Here is a 16524-nt window from a genome sequence, read left to right on the forward strand (position 1 = left end):
TTTGAGCAACCTGCGGCTAGTTTCCTAGTTTGCTTTTTGATTTTCATTGAGTATGAGACGGCTTTTTCGTCTAGCAAAAGGAAAAAATGACAAAAAAGGTTGGTGTCGGTCAGGCACATAGTAAGATTATTTTAATAGGGGAGCATGCGGTCGTTTACGGCTATCCTGCTATTTCCTTGCCTCTTTTGGAGGTGGAGGTGACTTGTAAGGTAGTTCCTGCAGAAAGTCCTTGGCGCCTCTATGAGGAGGATACCTTGTCCATGGCAGTTTATGCTTCTCTGGAGTATTTGAATATCAAAGAAGCCTGCATTCGTTGTGAGATTGATTCGGCTATCCCTGAGAAGCGGGGAATGGGTTCGTCAGCTGCTATCAGCATAGCGGCTATTCGTGCGGTTTTTGACTACTATGAGGCAGAACTGCCTCATGATGTATTAGAAATCTTGGTCAATCGGGCTGAGATGATTGCTCATATGAATCCGAGTGGTTTGGATGCCAAGACCTGTCTCAGTGACCAGCCTATTCGCTTTATTAAGAATGTAGGATTTACAGAGCTTGAGATGGATTTATCTGCCTATTTGGTGATTGCTGATACAGGCGTTTATGGCCATACTCGTGAAGCCATCCAAGTGGTTCAAAGCAAGGGGAAGGATGCCCTGCCGTTTTTGCATGCCCTGGGAGAATTGACCCAGCAAGCAGAAGAAGCGATTTCACAAAAAGATGCTGAAGGACTGGGACAAATCCTCAGTCAAGCGCATTTACATCTAAAAGAAATTGGTGTTAGTAGCCCTGAGGCGGATTCTCTAGTTGAAACGGCTCTTAGCCATGGTGCTCTGGGTGCCAAGATGAGCGGTGGTGGACTAGGAGGCTGTATCATAGCCTTGGCAGATAATTTAACACACGTACAAGAACTAGCAGAAAGATTAGAAGAGAAAGGAGCTGTTCAGACATGGATCGAGAGCCTGTAACAGTACGTTCCTACGCAAATATTGCTATTATCAAATATTGGGGAAAGAAAAAAGAAAAAGAGATGGTGCCTGCTACTAGCAGTATCTCTCTGACTTTGGAAAATATGTACACAGAGACGACTCTGTCATCTCTACCGACGGATGCGACAGCTGATGTCTTTTATATCAATGGTCAGTTACAAAATGAGGCGGAGCATGCTAAGATGAGTAAGATTATTGATCGTTACCGTCCAGAAGGTGAGGGCTTTGTCCGTATAGATACTCAAAACAATATGCCTACCGCAGCGGGCTTGTCATCAAGTTCTAGTGGTTTGTCCGCCCTGGTCAAGGCTTGTAATGCTTATTTCAAGCTTGGATTGGATAGAAGTCAGTTAGCGCAGGAGGCTAAGTTTGCTTCAGGCTCTTCTTCTCGGAGTTTTTATGGACCGCTAGGAGCCTGGGACAAGGATAGTGGAGAAATTTACCCTGTAGAGACAGACTTGAAGCTAGCTATGATTATGTTGGTGCTAGAAGATAAGAAAAAACCAATCTCTAGCCGTGACGGGATGAAACTTTGTGTGGAAACCTCGACGACCTTTGATGACTGGGTGAGTCAGTCTGAGAAGGATTATCAGGATATGCTGGTTTACCTCAAAGAAAATGATTTTGCCAAGGTTGGGGAATTAACGGAGGAAAATGCCTTGGCTATGCACGCTACGACCAAAACAGCATCACCAGCCTTTTCTTATCTGACGGACGCCTCTTATGAAGCCATGGACTTTGTTCGCCAGCTTCGTGAGCAAGGGGAAGCCTGCTACTTTACTATGGATGCTGGTCCCAATGTCAAAGTCCTCTGTCAGGAGAAAGACTTGGAGCATTTATCAGAAATCTTCAGTCAACGTTATCGCTTAATTGTGTCAAAAACAAAGGATTTGAGCCAAGATGATTGCTGTTAAAACTTGCGGAAAACTCTATTGGGCAGGCGAATATGCTATTCTAGAGCCAGGGCAGTTGGCCTTGATAAAGGCCATTCCCATCTATATGAAGGCTGAGATTACCTTTTCCGACAGCTACCGTATCTATTCAGATCTGTTTGATTTCGTAGTGGACTTGACACCAAATCCTGACTACAGCTTGATTCAAGAAACAATTGCTTTAGTGGAAGATTTCCTCGTTTATCGTGGGCAGACCTTGCGACCTTTTTCTCTAGAAATTCGTGGAAAAATGGAACGAGAAGGGAAAAAGTTTGGACTTGGTTCTAGCGGTAGCGTCGTTGTCTTGACTGTCAAGGCTTTACTGGCTCTGTATGATGTTTCAGTTGATCAGGAGCTCTTGTTCAAGTTGGCTAGTGCTGTCTTGCTCAAGCGAGGAGACAATGGCTCTATGGGAGACCTTGCCTGTATTGTGGCAGAGGAATTGGTTCTTTACCAGTCATTTGATCGCCAGCAGGTAGCTGCTTGGCTAAAAGAAGAAAAGTTGGCGACAGTTTTGGAACGTGATTGGGGATTTTCAATTTCACAAGTGAAACCAACTTTAGAATGTGATTTCCTAGTGGGATGGACCAAGGAAGTGGCTGTATCGAGTCACATGGTCCAGCAAATCAAACAAAACATCAATCAGAATTTTTTAAGTTCCTCAAAAGAAACGGTAGTTTCTTTAGTAGAAGCCTTGGAGCAGGGGAAATCAGAAAAAATTATCGAGCAAGTAGAAGTGGCCAGCAAGCTCTTAGAAGGCTTGAGCGCAGATATTTACACGCCTTCGCTTAGACAGTTGAAGACAGCTAGTCAAGATTTGCAGGCTGTTGCCAAGAGTAGCGGTGCTGGTGGTGGTGACTGTGGCATTGCCTTGAGTTTTGATGAGCAATCAACTGAAACCCTAAAAAATCGTTGGGCCGATCTAGGGATTGAGCTCTTATACCAAGAAAGGATAGGATAGGATAGGACATGACGACAAATCGTAAGGATGAGCACATCCGCTATGCCCTTGAGCAGAAAAGTTCTTATAATAGCTTTGATGAGGTGGAGTTGATTCATTCTTCCTTGCCTCTTTACGACCTGGATGAAATCGATCTGTCGACAGAGTTTGCTGGTCGAAAGTGGGATTTTCCTTTTTATATCAATGCCATGACAGGTGGGAGTGAAAAAGGTAAAGAAATCAATCAAAAGTTGGCTCAAGTGGCAGAAACCTGTGGAATTTTATTTGTGACGGGTTCTTATAGCGCAGCCCTTAAGGATCCAACAGACGACACTTTTTCTGTCAAGTGTGATCATCCAAATCTCCTTCTTGGAACCAATATTGGATTGGACAAGCCTGTCGAGTTAGGGCTTCAGACTGTAAGAGAGATGAATCCTTTACTTTTACAAGTGCATGTCAATGTTATGCAGGAATTGCTCATGCCAGAGGGAGAAAGAATGTTCAGAAGCTGGCAATCGCATCTAGCAGATTATAGCAAGCAAATCCCCGTTCCTATTGTCCTAAAGGAAGTGGGCTTTGGAATGGATGTGAGGACCATTGAAAGAGCCTATGAATTGGGCGTTCGAACCTTTGACCTGTCAGGTCGTGGTGGCACCAGCTTTGCTTATATCGAAAATCGTCGCAGTGGCCAGCGTGATTACCTTAATCAATGGGGGCAGTCTACCATGCAGGCCCTTCTTAATGCCCAAGACTGGAAAGACAAGGTTGAACTTTTGGTTAGCGGAGGGATTCGAAATCCGCTGGATATGATTAAGTGTCTGGTCTTTGGCGCCAAGGCTGTAGGGCTGTCTCGAACAGTTCTGGAATTGGTTGAAACCTATTCAGTTGAAGAAGTGATTGGCATTGTCCAAGGCTGGAAAGATGATTTACGACTCATCATGTGTGCCCTTAATTGTGCCACCATAGCAGATCTGCAAAAAGTAGACTATCTTCTTTATGGAAAATTAAAAGAAGCAAAGGATCAGATGAAAAAGGCGTAACCATCGCCTTTTTTCCATCTTCAGACCGAGGTGACTTTTTTGAAGTGTGATAAAATAGAAGAGAGAGGATGAACCTATGAGAAAATTTAAAATCTTTTTATTTATCGAAGCCTGTCTGTTGACAGGAGCTCTGATTTTGATGGTTTCAGAGCATTTTTCGCGTTTTCTGCTGATTCTATTCCTCTTTTTGCTTTTGATTCGCTATTACACTGGTAAGGAGGGCAATAATCTTCTTTTAGTAGTGGCAACTATTCTCTTCTTTTTCATCGTCATGCTCAATCCTTTTGTGATTCTAGCTATTTTTGTTGCGGTCATATACAGCCTCTTTCTTCTTTATCCGATGATGAACCAGGAAAAAGAGCAGACCAATTTGGTTTTTGAAGAGGTTGTGACGGTTAAGAAGGAGAAAAATCGTTGGTTTGGCAATCTCCATCATTTTTCAAGCTACCAGACTTGCCAGTTTGATGATATCAATCTCTTTCGCCTTATGGGTAAGGATACCATTCATCTGGAGAGGGTCATCTTAACCAATCATGACAATGTCATTATCCTCAGAAAGATGGTAGGAACAACTAAAATCATTGTGCCCGTAGATGTAGAAGTTAGTCTCAGTGTTAACTGTCTCTATGGTGATTTGACTTTTTTCAACCAGCCCAAGCGAGCGCTCCGCAATGAACACTATCATCAAGAAACAAAAGACTATCTCAAGAGTAACAAGAGTGTCAAGATTTTCTTGACTACTATGATTGGGGATGTGGAGGTGATCAGAGGATGAAAAAACAAGCTTATGTAATCATTGCCATTACCTCCTTCCTGTTTGTCTTATTTTTCTCCCACAGCTTGCTGGAAATCCTTGACTTTGACTGGTCTATTTTCCTGCATGATGTCGAAAAAACAGAAAAATTTGTCTTTTTGCTGCTGGTATTCAGCATGTCCCTGACCTTTCTCTTGGCCCTGTTTTGGAGAGGTGTCGAAGAGCTTTCACTAAGAAAAATGCAGGCTAATCTCAAGCGTTTATTGGCGGGGCAAGAAGTGGTTCAGGTTGCAGATCCAGACTTGGATGCCAGTTTCAAGTCCTTGTCAGGTAAACTTAACCTTTTGACAGAAGCTCTTCAAAAAGCTGAAAATCACAGTCTGGCTCAGGAAGAGGAAATCATCGAGAAAGAACGGAAGCGAATTGCTCGGGATTTGCACGATACAGTCAGTCAGGAGTTGTTTGCGGCCCACATGATTTTATCGGGTATCAGTCAGCAGGCTTTGAAACTGGACAGAGAAAAGATGCAGACCCAGTTGCAGAGTGTCACAGCTATTCTAGAAACAGCCCAGAAGGATTTACGGGTCTTGCTCTTGCATTTGCGACCAGTTGAACTGGAGCAGAAGAGTCTGGTTGAGGGAATCCAAATCCTCTTAAAAGAGCTTGAGGACAAGAGTGATCTCAGAGTTAGTTTCAAGCAAAATGTGACGAAATTGCCTAAGAAAATCGAGGAGCATATCTTCCGTATTCTGCAAGAGTTAATCAGCAATACCCTCCGCCATGCCCAAGCCTCCTGTTTGGATGTCTATCTCTATCAGACGGATATTGAATTGCAGCTGAAGGTGGTGGACAATGGGATTGGTTTTCAGTTAGGGAGCTTAGACGACTTGAGTTATGGACTGCGAAACATCAAGGAGCGGGTCGAAGATATGGCAGGGACAGTTCAGTTATTGACAGCTCCCAAGCAAGGGCTGGCAGTTGATATCCGTATTCCCCTGCTCGATAAGGAATGATAAAGGAGTAAAGATGAAAATTTTATTAGTAGATGACCATGAAATGGTCCGTTTGGGCTTGAAAAGCTACTTTGACCTCCAAGATGATGTAGCAGTTGTGGGTGAGGCTACCAACGGGTCTCAAGGTATTGACTTGGCCTTGGAATTGCGTCCAGATGTCATTGTCATGGATATTGTCATGCCTGAGATGAATGGGATTGATGCGACCTTGGCCATCCTCAAAGAATGGCCTGAAGCCAAGATTTTGATTGTGAGCTCTTATTTGGACAATGAAAAAATCATGCCCGTCTTAGATGCAGGTGCTCGTGGCTATATGCTTAAAACCTCTAGTGCAGACGAACTACTCCATGCCGTCCGTAAGGTGGCTGCTGGCGAGCTGGCTATTGAACAAGAGGTCAGCAAGAAGGTCGAATACCACCGTAATCATATGGAGCTTCATGAGGAGCTGACTGCGCGTGAGCGAGATGTGCTTCAACTCATCGCCAAGGGCTATGAAAATCAGCGAATCGCAGACGAACTTTTTATCTCTCTCAAGACAGTCAAGACCCATGTGTCCAATATCCTAGCCAAACTTGAAGTCAGCGATCGTACCCAGGCGGCTGTCTATGCCTTTCAGCACCATTTGGTAGGGCATGAGGACTTTTAATACTAGCACATTAATACTCTTCGAAAATCAAATTCAAACCACGTCAACGTCACCTTGCCGTATATATGGTTACTGACTTCGTCAGTTCTATCTGCAACCTCAAAACAGTGTTTTGAGCAACCTGCGGCTAGCTTCCTAGTTTGCTCTTTGATTTTCATTGAGTATAAATTAAAAAAATAACAAAAAGGAAAATCGATGAGATATATTGTAAGCATTTTAGCTATCGGTCTTGTAATAGGAGGAGGAATCTTATTTTGGAAAAATAGAGAGAATACATCTCCTCGTATTCAAGTTGAAGAAAATATTTCATCTGCTTCTAGTCAAGAAACGAATCAATCATCCAAAACTCAAGAGAGTCATTTAGTTCCGACAGAAGATATTGTTACCGAGGAATATACGGTAACTTATGAAGATAAAAACCTGTATGGTCAAATCACTGCACCTAAAGATTATAAAAATAAAAAATCACCAGTAGTGGTCATCTCACATGGTTTTAACAATACATTTGATATGTATAAGGATTATATCCAATTGTTAGCAAAGCAAGGCTTTTTGGTCTATGGTTTTGACTATTATGGAGGAAGTCGTAATTCTAAAAGTGGTGGTCAAGATATGCTTCAAATGTCTGTAAAAACAGAGCTAACAGACTTAACGAACGTAGTAGATAAACTGACATCAGAAAGTTATGTTGATAAGGATCATCTGAGCATAATAGGTGTCAGTCAGGGTGGTGTGGTAGCTAGCCTGTATGCGGCTGCTAATCCTGAACATATCTACAAGCTCGGCTTGATTTTCCCCGCTTATGTTTTATTTGATGATGTGAAGGAAACTTATCAAAATCTTGGAAGTCCATCATTTGATCAACTCCCTGATAGTTTGACACATCATAATGCTAGCTTGGGTAAAATTTATCTGACAGATGCACTAGATATTGATATTGAAGATGTACAGAAGAGGATTATTGCTCCTACTCTAATTGTACATGGGACGAATGATACAATTGCTCCCTATCAATATTCAGTTGATGCTATCCAAAGAATTCCAAATGCTAAACTGGTGACTGTAGAAGGTGGAAGACATCGTATTGATGAGAATTTTAGTAAAATTGCCATACCAGCCATTCAGAATTTTTTGGCAGAGTAAAGAATTTTTAGTAGCTGACCTTAGCATCAAAGAAGCGAGCAAGTACCTCTAGCGTGATTGAAAAGCGCATTCATTACTTGAAAAAAGTCGCCCATTTATGTTATAATAGACTGTATTTAAAAAATTTTAAGGAGAAATGACAGAATGTCTGTATCATTTGAAAACAAAGAAACAAACCGTGGTGTCTTGACTTTTACTATCTCTCAAGACCAAATCAAACCAGAATTGGACCGTGTCTTCAACTCAGTGAAGAAATCTCTTAATGTTCCAGGTTTCCGTAAAGGTCACCTTCCACGCCCTATCTTCGACAAAAAATTTGGTGAAGAGTCACTTTACCAAGACGTTATGAACGCTCTTTTACCAAACGCTTATGAAGCAGCTGTAAAAGAAGCTGGTCTTGAAGTCGTTGCACAACCAAAAATTGATGTAACTTCAATGGAAAAAGGTCAAGACTGGGTTATCACTGCTGAAGTCGTTACAAAACCTGAAGTTAAATTGGGTGACTACAAAAACCTTGAAGTATCAGTAGATGTAGAAAAAGAAGTAACAGACGCTGACGTTGAAGAGCGTATCGAACGCGAACGCAACAACTTGGCTGAATTGGTTATCAAAGAAGCTGCTGCTGAAAACGGTGACACTGTTGTCATCGACTTTGTTGGTTCTATCGATGGTGTTGAATTTGACGGCGGAAAAGGTGAAAACTTCTCACTTGGACTTGGTTCAGGTCAATTCATCCCAGGTTTCGAAGACCAATTGGTAGGTCACTCAGCTGGCGAAACTGTTGACGTTATCGTAACATTCCCAGAAGACTACCAAGCAGAAGACCTTGCAGGTAAAGAAGCTAAATTCGTGACAACTATCCACGAAGTTAAAGCTAAAGAAGTTCCAGCTCTTGACGATGAACTTGCAAAAGATATCGACGAAGAAGTTGAAACACTTGCTGAATTGAAAGAAAAATACCGCAAAGAATTAGCTGCTGCTAAAGAAGAAGCTTACAAAGATGCAGTAGAAGGTGCAGCAATTGATAAAGCTGTAGAAAACGCTGAAATCGTAGAACTTCCAGAAGAAATGATTCACGAAGAAGTTCACCGTTCAGTAAATGAATTCCTTGGAAACTTGCAACGTCAAGGTATCAACCCTGACATGTACTTCCAAATCACTGGAACTACTCAAGAAGATCTTCACAAACAATACGAGGGAGAAGCTGAGTCACGTACTAAGACTAACCTTGTTATCGAAGCAGTTGCCAAAGCTGAAGGATTTGATGCTTCAGAAGAAGAAATCCAAAAAGAAATCGAGCAATTGGCTGCAGATTACAACATGGAAGTTGCACAAGTACAAAGCTTGCTTTCAGCTGATATGTTGAAACATGATATCACAATCAAAAAAGCTGTTGAATTGATTACAAGCACAGCAACAGTTAAATAACCTTAATAAGATAAAAGCCCACCTGATTAGGTGGGTTTTCTTATACACTATTTTCCAAAAATCTCTTTGAGGTCTGCGTCTGTAATCCCAATCATGGCTGGGATGCAGTCCCAGTTTTCTTCTGTCAGGATGTAGGATTGTTCAGAGGTACTTGATGTGATTATTTCAGAGACAGCTGGTTGCTTTTCTTCAACATTCTCCAATAAATCACTGAAGCGTTCGATCAGATAGGTTTTTCGGGCAGTTCCGATGTGTTGGGTAGCATAATCAAAGGCCTGTAATTCGCCTAGTAAGATAAGCTTGCTTTTGGCGCGTGTAATGGCTGTGTAGATGAGATTGCGCTCTAGCATACGCCTACTAGCACTGGTAATCGGTAGGATGACAACAGGGAACTCACTTCCCTGAGACTTATGGATACTCATGGCATAGGCCAAACGAATCTTGTACCATTCGTTACGTGGGTAAGAGACCTCGTTGCCATCAAAATCAATGACAATCTCGTCTTGTTTCGACTCAGTGTATTTTCCAGGAATCAGGTCTGTGATAGCCCCTAAATCTCCATTAAAGACATTGATTTCAGCATCGTTGACCAGGTGAATGACCTTATCTCCCTTACGATAGTGGCACTGGGGAGCTTCAAAACTGAGTTGGTCTTTTTGTGGTGGATTAAGGAGGTCTTGCATGAGTTGGTTGATGGCATCAATCCCTGCTGTTCCTCGGTACATGGGCGCCAGAACTTGGATATCACGGGCAGGGATACCACTTCTTAGGGCAGCGCCTAAGATTTTCTCAATCGTAGCAGGAATATGGCCACTAGCAATTTCAAAGTAGGAACGATCTGCTTTTTTCTGGGTGAAATCGGCTGGCAGGATGCCCTGTCGAATTTGACTAGCTAGGGTAACGATAGTTGATTCTTCGCTTTGTCGGTAAATTTTTTCCAAACGAGTCTGAGGAATCAAGGGAATATGAAGCAGATCCGCTAGAACCTGTCCAGGGCTGACAGACGGTAGTTGGTCGCTGTCACCCACGATGAGGATCTTACTGTTCGAAGAGATGTTGGAGAAGAGTTGGTTGGCCAGCCAAGTATCCACCATGGAAAATTCATCCACGATGATAAAGTCAGCATCCAGATAATCTTCCAGATGACTGGTATCATCGTCCCCTGTCATTCCCAAATGGCGGTGTATGGTCGCGCTAGGCAAACCTGTCAATTCATTCATGCGCCGAGCGGCTCGTCCAGTTGGAGCAGCAAGAAGAATAGGTAGGTTGCTTTTTTTCCTGAGGTCAAGTCCTTCTAAAAGGGCATAAACAGCTATGATCCCATTGATAACCGTTGTCTTACCAGTACCAGGTCCACCTGTTAGGATAAAGACCTTGTTCTGGATAGCATCACAAATAGCTTGTTTTTGAATGTTATCATACTCAATCTCCAAATCTTCTTCGACAGTAGCGATATGTTTTTGAATGGTTTTTAAATCCTGGCTCTTCTGTTTTCCTTTTTCAAGGATACGAACCAAGTGACTGCGGATGCCTTCCTCGGCGAAAAAGAGGCTGTTGTCAAAAATCTTGGTATCAATCTGCTGAACCTTGTCTTCTTCGATCAGGTAGGAGAGTTCTTGGGCCACTTGGCTGGGATCCAGTTCCACGGGGCGGGAAGACTCAAGTAGGGTTAGAGTTTGTTCTAGCAGATCTCGTGCTTCAACATAGGTGTCCCCTGTTTCCATACAGGCCTGAAAAAGACTGTGAACTAGACCGGCGCGGAAGCGTTCAGGAGCCTGACTTTCTATGCCTAGTTCTTCCGCTAATTGGTCAGCAATGGTAAAGCCCAAGCCCTTGATATCCTCGACTAACTGGTAGGGATAATTTTCAACCACATCAAGGGTTTCTTCCTTGTAAAAGTCTTGAATCTGAAAGGCTAGTTTGTTGGGAATGCCGTAGTTGGCTAGCTTGGCCAAGACCATCTCTGTTCCGTAGTTGAGGCGGAGAGTAGAGACGAAGGCCTCGCGATTTTTAGCAGAGAGTCCTGAGATACCTTCTAGCTTTTCTGGGTGTTGCAGAATTTCGTCAATGGTATTGTCGCCATAGGTATCTACAATTTTCTGAGCTGTCTTGAGACCAATCCCCTTGAAATGGCTACTTGAAAAGTACTTGACCAAGCCCTTGCTAGTTGGTTTTGCTCTTTCATACCGGCTGATTTGCAGTTGTTCCCCATACTTGGAGTGCTGGACAATTTGTCCCCAAAAAGTATAGTCTTCTCCCTCAATCACATCAGCCATAGTGCCCGTGACAATGATTTCAAAATCATCAAAATCCTCTGCGTCCGTATCGTCGATTTCTAGGAGAAGAATGCGATAAAAATTGCTGGGATTTTCAAAAATAATCCGTTCAATGGTTCCTGAAAAATAAACTTCCATAAGATTCCTTTGCATAAATAGGTGAGAGTTAATACTCTTCGAAAATCAAATTCAAACTACGTCAGCTTCGCCTTGCCGTACTCAAGTACAGCCTGCGGCTAGCTTCCTAGTTTGCTCTTTGATTTTCATTGAGTATAACTTTGTTTCTATCTTAATCAAACTGGATAGTGAATAATCACTTCTCACGATAGAAGAAGAGGCTGAGATTCTTGATTCTCGGCCTCTTAGGTTTCTTAAAATGTTCCGATACGGGTGATTGGCCAGAAGCGGAATTTAGCTTCCCCTGTGATATCTTTTGCTTTGAAGGTACCTACGTGGCGGCTGTCGCTAGAAACCAGGCGGTCGTCTCCGAGGAGAAGGTATTCTCCTTCTGGGACAGTAAAGCTAAAGTTGGTGTTGTAGTTGACATCAACTGTGAAGGCTTGGGCTTTTTCAGCGATACTTCTAAAGAAAGTTCCTTTATTTCCTTCAAAGCCCTTGCCTGAGTATGTGCTTTGGAGTTTGTCATCCTTGAAGCGTTTGATGTAGTCAGCTAGGTAAGGCTCATCTGTCTCTTTATCATTGATGTAAAGTTTATCGTTTTCGTAACGGATGGTGTCTCCAGGCATTCCGATGACACGTTTGACGATGTCCTTATTTCCATCTTCCTCATGGGCAACCACGATATCAAATCGGTCAATAGGTAGGTGTTTGACAACAAAGAGGATTTCGCCATCCGCTAGGGTAGGATCCATAGAATGCCCTTCTACGCGAACATTACTCCAAAAAAAGATACGACTTAAAGCTAGTAATGATAGAATCAGGAGGAACAATCCCCACTCTTTTAAGAAATTTTTAAATGAATTCATAACTTACCTTTCTAAGCGTTTTTTCGCTTTTTCAGTATTTTTAAAGTGCAGTTTGGCACAGAAGTTAAGTCCCTGCATTCCATAGGCCTGCAAAATCTGGCTAGCCACCTTATCAGAAGCCGTTCCAGCTCCACTTGGAAGTTGATAGCCCAGCTCTAGTCCCAGATTTTCAAGATTTTCTAGAAAGAGATCACGCGCAATGATAGAAGAAACTGCGACAGCCAAGTATTTGCCCTCAGCCTTTTCTTCTAAGCTGATAGGATTGCTGAAACGATTGGCCTCTTGTGCCAAGTACTTGTCATAATTTTTAGCACTGGTAAAGGCATCAATCACAATTTTCTCAGGCTGAATGCCTTTTTGAAGAAGGAGATAGATAGCCTGATTATGGAGGGCCACCTTAACCGAAACAGCATTGTAGCGATCTCCGATGACCTCGTTGTACTTGCTTGGTGAGAGAAGCAGTGCCTGGTGCTGGATTTTTTCTTTGAGGATAGGGGCAATCTGACGGATCTTTTGGTCGGTCAGTGTCTTGGAATCCCCCACACCTAGTTTTCGCAAGAAGTCATGCTGGTCAGGTGTGACAAAGGAAGCCACAACTGCAAGTCCACCAAAGTAGGAACCATTTCCAACCTCATCCGTCCCAATCAAAGGGAGATTTTGTCCGCTGGTTTGCCCTACAACTTGATAGCCAAAGAAACGAGCGTATTTCTCAGCTCCTTCACCCTGAAGCAAGACCTTTCCAGAAGTATAGATAGAAACGGTTGCTTGAGGCAGTTTCAAAAAATAGCGAATATAGGGGTTTTTACTGGGAGCCAGACTGGTTTGATAGTGTTCAAGAAAAGCCTGAATCTTCTTTTCGCTTGGTGTGAGTGTTATACTTGCCATAGTTTCTATTGTACCATAAAAGCAGGCAAATTTGTAAAAACTGACAAAGTTAGCGAATTTTGGTATAATATCGTGAGGTGAATTTTATGGCAAATCTAAATCGATTCAAATTTACATTCGGGAAAAAATCATTAACCTTGACAACCGAGCATGATAACCTTTTTATGGAGGAAATCGCCAAGGTTGCGACAGAAAAATACCAAGCAATTAAAGAACAAATGCCTAGTGCAGACGATGAAACAATCGCTCTTTTGTTGGCAGTCAACTGTTTATCAACTCAGCTCAGCCGTGAGATTGAATTTGATGATAAGGAGCAAGAATTAGAAGAACTCCGTCACAAGCTTGTGACTTGCAAGCAAGAACAGAGCAAGATTGAGGATTCCTTATGATTTCACTCCTTCTTCTATTGGTCTTGGCTTGGGGATTTTATATCGGCTATCGGAGAGGCCTGCTCTTACAGGTTTATTACCTGATTTCAGCCATGGCATCGGCTTTTGTGGCTGGCCAGTTTTATAAGGGACTTGGTGAGCAATTTCATTTGTTGGTCCCTTATGCAAATCCGCAGGAAGGTCAGGGAACTTTCTTTTTCCCATCGGATCAACTCTTTCAATTGGATAAGGTCTTTTATGCAGGTATCGGCTACTTGCTTGTATTTGGGATTGTCTATAGCATCGGTCGTTTGCTTGGTCTCCTCTTGCACTTGATTCCTAGTAAAAAACTGGGTGGCAAGTTGTTCCAAGTTTCAGCAGGTATCTTGTCCATGTTGGTGACCTTATTTGTCTTGCAAATGACCTTGACCATCTTGGCGACCATTCCCATGGCAGCTATACAAAATCCTCTTGAAAAGAGTATTGTCGCAAAACACATCATCCAGAGCATACCGGTAACAACCAGTTGGCTCAAACAAATCTGGGTGACAAATTTAATCGGATAAAAAGGGCAGGAGTTTTCCTAGCCCTTTGTTTACAGATTTGACTCGAATCTATCAGAATGTAAAAAGCTAATACTCTTCGAAAATCTCTTCAAACCACGTCAGCTTCCATCTGCAACCTCAAAACACTGTTTTAGCAACCTGCGGCTAGCTTACTAGTTTACTCTTTGATTTTTATTGAGTATCATACACCTAGACATTCAAAGACAAGGAAATAAAGATGAATAAGAAAATATTAGAAACATTAGAGTTCAATAAGGTCAAGGTTTTGTTTGAACCCCATTTGTTGACCGAGCAGGGCTTGGAGCAATTGAGACAGCTAGCTCCGACTGCCAAAGTAGATAAAATCAAACAGGCTTTTGCTGAGATGAAGGAAATGCAGGCTCTTTTTGTTGAGCAACCGCATTTCACTATTCTCTCAACCAAGGAAATTGCAGGAGTCTGCAAGCGGTTGGAGATGGGAGCGGACCTCAATATCGAGGAGTTCCTACTCTTGAAGCGCGTACTTCTTGCTAGCCGAGAACTGAAAAGTTTTTATGCCAATCTGGAAAATGTCAGCTTGGAAGAATTAGCCCTTTGGTTTGAGAAATTACATGATTTTCCGCAGTTACAAGGAAATCTTCAAGCTTTTAATGATGCAGGTTTCATTGAAAATTTTGCCAGTGAAGAATTGGCGCGCATCCGTAGAAAAATCCATGATAGCGAGAGTCAGGTACGCGATGTTTTGCAAGACTTGCTCAAGCAAAAAGCGCAGATGTTGACAGAAGGAATTGTTGCTAGCAGAAATGGCCGTCAGGTTTTACCAGTCAAAAACACTTATCGCAACAAGATTGCAGGTGTCGTGCATGATATTTCTGCCAGCGGAAACACCGTTTATATCGAACCCCGTGAGGTGGTCAAACTGAGCGAAGAAATCGCTAGTCTGCGAGCAGATGAACGCTATGAAATGCTTCGCATTCTCCAAGAAATCTCGGAGCGAGTCCGCCCTCATGCGGCTGAGATCGCCAACGATGCTTGGATTATCGGCCATCTAGACTTGATTCGTGCCAAGGTTCGCTTTATTCAAGAAAGACAAGCAGTCGTTCCTCAGCTATCAGAAAATCAAGAGATTCAACTGCTCCATGTCTGCCATCCTCTGGTCAAAAATGCCGTTGCAAATGATGTCCATTTTGGTCAAGATTTAACAGCGATTGTCATCACAGGTCCCAATACAGGTGGTAAGACCATCATGCTCAAAACTCTGGGTTTGACACAGGTTATGGCTCAGTCAGGGTTGCCGATTTTAGCAGACAAGGGAAGTCGTGTTGGTATTTTTGAAGAAATCTTTGCCGATATTGGCGATGAGCAGTCTATTGAACAGAGCTTGTCTACCTTCTCTAGCCACATGACCAATATTGTGGATATTCTTGGCAAGGTCAACCAACATTCACTCTTACTCTTGGATGAGTTGGGGGCTGGTACAGATCCCCAAGAGGGAGCCGCCCTTGCCATGGCTATTCTGGAGGATCTTCGCCTGCGTCAGGTCAAGACTATGGCGACGACCCACTATCCAGAACTCAAGGCCTACGGTATTGAGACAGCCTTTGTGCAAAATGCCAGCATGGAGTTTGATACTGCAACTCTTCGCCCGACCTATCGCTTTATGCAGGGTGTTCCTGGCCGAAGCAATGCCTTTGAAATTGCTAAACGTTTAGGTCTATCTGAAGTTATCGTAGGGGATGCCAGTCAGCAGGTTGATCAGGACAATGATGTCAATCGGATTATTGAGCAACTGGAAGAGCAGACATTTGAAAGTCGTAAACGCTTGGACAATATCCGTGAGGTGGAGCAAGAAAATCTCAAGATGAACCGTGCTCTAAAAAAACTTTACAACGAGCTCAATCGTGAAAAGGAAACCGAGCTTAACAAGGCGCGTGAACAGGCTGCTGAGATTGTGGACATGGCCCTAAGTGAAAGTGACCAGATTCTCAAAAATCTCCACAGTAAATCCCAACTCAAACCCCACGAAATTATTGAAGCAAAGGCCAAGTTGAAAAAATTGGCTCCTGAAAAAGTAGATTTGTCTAAAAATAAAGTTCTTCAAAAGGCCAAGAAAAAACGTGCTCCAAAGGTGGGAGATGATATCGTGGTTCTCAGTTATGGACAGCGTGGTACCCTGACCAGTCAACTCAAAGATGGCCGCTGGGAAGCCCAAGTCGGCTTGATTAAGATGATCTTAGAAGAGAAAGAATTTGACCTTGTTCAAGCCCAGCAAGAAAAGCAAGTCAAGAAGAAACAGGTCAATGTCGTGAAACGAACTTCTGGTCGAGGACCTCAAGCCAGACTGGACCTTCGAGGCAAACGTTATGAAGAGGCCATGAATGAGCTAGATGCCTTTATCGACCAAGCCTTGCTTAATAATATGGCTCAAGTAGATATCATCCATGGTATCGGAACAGGTGTCATCCGTGAAGGTGTCACCAAATACCTACAAAGAAACAAGCATGTCAAGAGTTTCGGCTATGCCCCACAAAATGCTGGAGGCAGTGGCGCGACTATTGTCACTTTTAAAGGATAGCAGTATT

At 42.9% G+C, this 16524-nt stretch carries 15 protein-coding genes; 12 read left to right on the forward strand and 3 right to left on the reverse strand.

Annotation, left to right across the window (positions count from 1 at the left end; genetic code table 11):
* The first annotated feature begins 86 nt into the window (after positions 1–86).
* From mvk to tig, 9 genes are all read left to right on the forward strand, one after another.
* On the forward strand, positions 87–965 hold the full coding sequence (mvk, locus tag HMPREF2628_RS07160; RefSeq protein WP_049509731.1) for a mevalonate kinase: 879 nt from the start codon (positions 87–89) through the stop codon (positions 963–965).
* Entirely contained in the window at positions 947–1900 is a 954-nt protein-coding gene (mvaD, locus tag HMPREF2628_RS07165) for a diphosphomevalonate decarboxylase (RefSeq protein ID WP_070842760.1), read from the forward strand. Before mvk ends, mvaD begins: the two co-directional genes overlap by 19 nt.
* On the forward strand, positions 1887–2879 hold the full coding sequence (locus HMPREF2628_RS07170) for a phosphomevalonate kinase (RefSeq protein ID WP_373879017.1): 993 nt from the start codon (positions 1887–1889) through the stop codon (positions 2877–2879). The genes mvaD and HMPREF2628_RS07170 overlap by 14 nt, the downstream gene beginning before the upstream one ends.
* Positions 2880–2887: 8 nt before the next feature.
* Positions 2888–3898 carry a type 2 isopentenyl-diphosphate Delta-isomerase gene (gene fni / locus HMPREF2628_RS07175; RefSeq protein WP_070842761.1) on the forward strand — a complete coding sequence of 337 codons (1011 nt, stop codon included), beginning with the start codon at positions 2888–2890 and terminating at the stop codon, positions 3896–3898.
* Between the two features lie 76 nt (positions 3899–3974).
* A complete protein-coding gene (liaF, locus tag HMPREF2628_RS07180; protein ID WP_033682280.1) occupies positions 3975–4673 on the forward strand; it encodes a cell wall-active antibiotics response protein LiaF in 699 nt (232 codons plus the stop codon).
* Complete coding sequence (locus HMPREF2628_RS07185) at positions 4670–5665, forward strand: envelope stress sensor histidine kinase LiaS (protein WP_070842762.1); 996 nt, start codon at positions 4670–4672, stop codon at positions 5663–5665. The genes liaF and HMPREF2628_RS07185 overlap by 4 nt, the downstream gene beginning before the upstream one ends.
* A gap of 13 nt (positions 5666–5678) precedes the next feature.
* On the forward strand, positions 5679–6311 hold the full coding sequence (locus HMPREF2628_RS07190) for a response regulator transcription factor (protein WP_070842763.1): 633 nt from the start codon (positions 5679–5681) through the stop codon (positions 6309–6311).
* Between the two features lie 195 nt (positions 6312–6506).
* A complete protein-coding gene (locus tag HMPREF2628_RS07200; protein WP_070842764.1) occupies positions 6507–7454 on the forward strand; it encodes an alpha/beta hydrolase family protein in 948 nt (315 codons plus the stop codon).
* Positions 7455–7598: 144 nt separating this feature from the next.
* On the forward strand, positions 7599–8882 hold the full coding sequence (gene tig, locus HMPREF2628_RS07205) for a trigger factor (protein WP_045612235.1): 1284 nt from the start codon (positions 7599–7601) through the stop codon (positions 8880–8882).
* 47 nt (positions 8883–8929) lie between these two features.
* Here the strand turns inward: tig and HMPREF2628_RS07210 are convergent, their stop codons facing one another.
* The 3 genes from HMPREF2628_RS07210 to rnhC all read right to left on the reverse strand — a co-directional run bounded on the left by HMPREF2628_RS07210 (position 8930) and on the right by rnhC (position 13029).
* The gene (locus HMPREF2628_RS07210; RefSeq protein WP_070842765.1) at positions 8930–11296 is read right to left on the reverse strand and encodes an SF1B family DNA helicase RecD2; all 2367 of its coding nucleotides are present in this window, start codon (positions 11294–11296) and stop codon (positions 8930–8932) included.
* A 233-nt stretch (positions 11297–11529) separates the two neighbouring features.
* Positions 11530–12144: a signal peptidase I gene (gene lepB / locus HMPREF2628_RS07215; RefSeq protein WP_004245100.1), complete on the reverse strand. Its 615-nt coding sequence runs from the start codon at positions 12142–12144 to the stop codon at positions 11530–11532.
* A 3-nt stretch (positions 12145–12147) separates the two neighbouring features.
* Complete coding sequence (gene rnhC / locus HMPREF2628_RS07220; RefSeq protein ID WP_070842766.1) at positions 12148–13029, reverse strand: ribonuclease HIII; 882 nt, start codon at positions 13027–13029, stop codon at positions 12148–12150.
* 86 nt (positions 13030–13115) lie between these two features.
* Between rnhC and zapA the strand changes: the two genes are divergently transcribed.
* The 3 genes from zapA (at position 13116) to HMPREF2628_RS07235 (ending at position 16517) form a co-directional block, all read left to right on the forward strand.
* The gene (zapA, locus tag HMPREF2628_RS07225; RefSeq protein ID WP_000002022.1) at positions 13116–13418 is read left to right on the forward strand and encodes a cell division protein ZapA; all 303 of its coding nucleotides are present in this window, start codon (positions 13116–13118) and stop codon (positions 13416–13418) included.
* Positions 13415–13963 (forward strand): CvpA family protein, encoded by a 549-nt coding sequence (locus HMPREF2628_RS07230; RefSeq protein ID WP_004256956.1) that lies wholly within the window; start codon positions 13415–13417, stop codon positions 13961–13963. Before zapA ends, HMPREF2628_RS07230 begins: the two co-directional genes overlap by 4 nt.
* A gap of 217 nt (positions 13964–14180) precedes the next feature.
* A complete protein-coding gene (locus HMPREF2628_RS07235; RefSeq protein WP_070842767.1) occupies positions 14181–16517 on the forward strand; it encodes an endonuclease MutS2 in 2337 nt (778 codons plus the stop codon).
* The last annotated feature ends 7 nt before the right edge of the window (positions 16518–16524 follow it).

Origin of the sequence: Streptococcus sp. HMSC063B03, from assembly GCF_001836965.1 — a bacterium.
Taxonomy (GTDB): Bacteria; Bacillota; Bacilli; order Lactobacillales; family Streptococcaceae; genus Streptococcus; species Streptococcus pneumoniae_F.

What these genes read in the sequence shown, in the direction of transcription:
- mvk (WP_049509731.1), top strand. Translation starts at nt 87, where the DNA reads ATGACAAAAAAGGTTGGTGTCGGTCAGGCACATAGTAAGATTATTTTA.
- mvaD (WP_070842760.1), top strand. Translation starts at nt 947, where the DNA reads ATGGATCGAGAGCCTGTAACAGTACGTTCCTACGCAAATATTGCTATT.
- HMPREF2628_RS07170 (WP_373879017.1), top strand. Translation starts at nt 1,887, where the DNA reads ATGATTGCTGTTAAAACTTGCGGAAAACTCTATTGGGCAGGCGAATAT.
- fni (WP_070842761.1), top strand. Translation starts at nt 2,888, where the DNA reads ATGACGACAAATCGTAAGGATGAGCACATCCGCTATGCCCTTGAGCAG.
- liaF (WP_033682280.1), top strand. Translation starts at nt 3,975, where the DNA reads ATGAGAAAATTTAAAATCTTTTTATTTATCGAAGCCTGTCTGTTGACA.
- HMPREF2628_RS07185 (WP_070842762.1), top strand. Translation starts at nt 4,670, where the DNA reads ATGAAAAAACAAGCTTATGTAATCATTGCCATTACCTCCTTCCTGTTT.
- HMPREF2628_RS07190 (WP_070842763.1), top strand. Translation starts at nt 5,679, where the DNA reads ATGAAAATTTTATTAGTAGATGACCATGAAATGGTCCGTTTGGGCTTG.
- HMPREF2628_RS07200 (WP_070842764.1), top strand. Translation starts at nt 6,507, where the DNA reads ATGAGATATATTGTAAGCATTTTAGCTATCGGTCTTGTAATAGGAGGA.
- tig (WP_045612235.1), top strand. Translation starts at nt 7,599, where the DNA reads ATGTCTGTATCATTTGAAAACAAAGAAACAAACCGTGGTGTCTTGACT.
- HMPREF2628_RS07210 (WP_070842765.1), bottom strand. Translation starts at nt 11,296, where the DNA reads ATGGAAGTTTATTTTTCAGGAACCATTGAACGGATTATTTTTGAAAAT.
- lepB (WP_004245100.1), bottom strand. Translation starts at nt 12,144, where the DNA reads ATGAATTCATTTAAAAATTTCTTAAAAGAGTGGGGATTGTTCCTCCTG.
- rnhC (WP_070842766.1), bottom strand. Translation starts at nt 13,029, where the DNA reads ATGGCAAGTATAACACTCACACCAAGCGAAAAGAAGATTCAGGCTTTT.
- zapA (WP_000002022.1), top strand. Translation starts at nt 13,116, where the DNA reads ATGGCAAATCTAAATCGATTCAAATTTACATTCGGGAAAAAATCATTA.
- HMPREF2628_RS07230 (WP_004256956.1), top strand. Translation starts at nt 13,415, where the DNA reads ATGATTTCACTCCTTCTTCTATTGGTCTTGGCTTGGGGATTTTATATC.
- HMPREF2628_RS07235 (WP_070842767.1), top strand. Translation starts at nt 14,181, where the DNA reads ATGAATAAGAAAATATTAGAAACATTAGAGTTCAATAAGGTCAAGGTT.